The organism is Cupriavidus sp. 8B, from assembly GCF_054589115.1.
The window spans coordinates 6,291-8,848 of sequence record NZ_BAAILO010000329.1 but is presented as its reverse complement, the minus strand read 5'-3'; the positions used below and the strand labels follow the sequence as shown (position 1 = coordinate 8,848).

At 63.3% G+C, this 2,558-nt stretch carries 3 protein-coding genes; 2 read left to right on the top strand and 1 reads right to left on the bottom strand.

Translation table 11 applies throughout. The annotated features are described in order from the left end of the window. Positions 1–198, top strand: a 198-nt coding sequence (locus ACYP5B_RS32925) for a hypothetical protein (RefSeq protein ID WP_459572417.1), incomplete at its 5' end; no start/stop codon positions are given. 482 nt (positions 199–680) lie between these two features. Here the strand turns inward: ACYP5B_RS32925 and ACYP5B_RS32920 are convergent. Further along, positions 681–1,634, bottom strand: a complete 954-nt coding sequence (locus tag ACYP5B_RS32920; RefSeq protein WP_400102319.1) for a LysR family transcriptional regulator — start codon at positions 1,632–1,634, stop codon at positions 681–683. A 184-nt stretch (positions 1,635–1,818) separates the two neighbouring features. Between ACYP5B_RS32920 and ACYP5B_RS32915 the strand changes: the two genes are divergently transcribed. Next, on the top strand, positions 1,819–2,558 hold a 740-nt coding region (locus tag ACYP5B_RS32915), incomplete at its 3' end, for a Bug family tripartite tricarboxylate transporter substrate binding protein (RefSeq protein WP_459572416.1).

Sequence of the window (2,558 nt, the reverse complement as noted above, 5' to 3'; positions counted from 1 at the left end):
TTTCGTGGTGGGGTGGGCGCGGTGGTGAAACCCTCGGATTTATTTTCTCGGTGCCACCGCGCCCACGACGAAAACGGGACGCCTGCAACTTCGTGGGCGCCCGCGCCGCGAGCGACAGACGGCTTGAAATTCGTGGTGGTGGCTACCGGTGGGGGCCACCACGAAACCCTGGGCATTGGCAGTGTCGTGATGATCTAAACTGGTAACGGCACGAGGTCATTAGAACCCGGGGCCGTACGACGAAACCATTGGGGTCCCCAATGACGCCACGCCAGCCTCCTGCAAGGATCGCTTTCTTTTGGTTACTTTTCTTTACGCCCGCGAGTAAAGAAAAGTGACATCTCACACGTTCTAAAATGGCAACACCGCCCAGCCGCGACAGCAGCTAGAAGCATCAAAACCCCGCCCAGCAAGCGCCAAAACCCGCGTCAGCGGGCCACAAGCAATACACATCGCACACTTCCCCCAACCTGCTGGTTCGGCGCGGCCAGTCGTGGGACGAGCTTTATCGGAACGTGAAGTTCAGTGATGAGGTGAAGTCATGGACGGCTTACGACGCGATGCGCTTTCCTAATGTGCTTGGCATGTATCGGTGGGTATCCAATCACCGGCGGGGGGAGTGGTAGGGTATCTGGTGCTGGGCGCACTGTCTGCCTTGGACGACTCAGTTTTTCGCACCCCTAATCCATCTCCGCCTGCGCGGCCGCCTGCACCGACACCCCGGGCGGCATGGCCTGCCCCCGTATCTCATCCAGCAATATCCCCAGCAGCCGCTGCGCACTGGGCGACAGCGACCGCAGCGGCCGGGTGATCACGCAAATCTCCCGCGACAGCCGCGGCTCGTGCAATTCCCTGAAGACCAGGTCGGGATACTCGCGCTCTTTGTTGGCCAGCGCCGGCAGTACCGAATACTGCTTGCCCATGCTGAGCATGGCGAACAGGGAACTGGTGCTTTCCACTTCGTCGTGCTGGCCGCCGAGCACGGGCCAGTTGCCGGCGTGGCTGCGCAGGAAGTGGCCAATGCCGGTGTCCGCGCTGAAGCCGATGTATTGCTCGGGCGTCAGGTCGGCCCAGCACACGGGGCGCTCCAGTTGCGCGAGGGGCAGGTCGCGGTGGCACACCACGCCATAGGAGTCGGCCACCAGTGGCGTGTAGTCGAGGCCTTCGTGGCCCTGGTATTTGCTGTCGATCGCGAAATCCACTTCGCCTTCGAGCACCAGCCGCTCGGCTTGCCGGGCGGCGGGGTTGCGCAGGGAGATGGTGATGCCGGGATAGCTCTCGCGGAACCTGGGGATGGCGCGGACCAGGAAGTGGTTGATGACCGAGGCGGCGGCGACGATGCGGATATGGCCGCGGTTGCCCTGGGACAACGCCATCAGGTCGTAGACCGAACTGTCGAAGCCGTTGACGACTTTCTCCGCCTCGGTCCGGAAGCGTTCGGCGTGTTCGGTCAGGGCCACGCGCCGGGTGGTGCGGTCGAACATTTTCAGGTCTACCGCCTCTTCCAGTTGCTGGATGGTGGCAGTGAGCGCCGATTGCGTCATGCACAGGCGCAGGGCGGCGGCGGTGAAGGAGCCGGTGTCGGCGACGGCCAGGAAGCAGCGCAGTTGCTTGAGGGTGACGTTGTGGCGCATGAGGGTGGGGGGCGGCGGCCAGGATCGCGGTCCGGTCTATTTTTCAGGATTTCGTAATAATCGGTCAGTCGAATTCGTTTGTCCAGATTAATAAGGGTCCATAGAATTTGGCTTCAACCACGGCGCTGTACTGCGTGGCGATGGATGCAAAGTGCCACTTTTCTCTCCCCCACAGGACCCCCAGATGAAGAGCTTGATCCGCCTGAGCACAGTACTGCTTGCTGTCCTGCCATGCCTGGCCCACGCCGCAGACGCCCCCGCCGCGGACGACGGCTACCCCAACAAGGCGGTGCGCATCGTGGTGCCGTTTGCCGCTGGCGGGTCCACCGATGTGGTCGCGCGCATCATTGCCGAGAAGCTCTCTCAGCAGTTCAAGCAGCCGTTCCTGATCGACAACCGGGCCGGCGCCAGCGGCAATATCGGCGCGGAGCTGGTGGCCAAGTCCCCGGCCGATGGCTACACGCTGCTGATGGGCACGACCGGCGTGCTGTCGATCAACGACCATCTGTACAGCCGCATGGGCTACAACGTGGCCAAGGATTTCGTGCCGGTGAGCTACGTCACCCAGAACGCGAACATCCTGGTGGTGTCGCCGAGCCTGCCGGTAACCACCGTGCCGGAACTAGTGGCGCTGGCCAGGAGCAAGCCGGGCTCGCTCAGCTTTGCCTCGTCGGGGGCCGGCAGCTCCACGCACTTGTCGGGCGAACTGTTCAAGTCCATGGCCGGTGTGGACATCCTGCACGTGCCCTACAAGGGCAGTTCCTCCGCGCTGACCGACTTGCTGGGCGGTCAGGTGACGATGCTGTTCGATAACGCGCCGTCCTCCATCGGCTTCGTGCAGCAGGGCAAGCTGCGCGCGCTGGCGGTGACCAGCCGCAAGCGCTTGCCCGGCCTGCCCAACGTGCCCACGGTGGATGAGGCGGG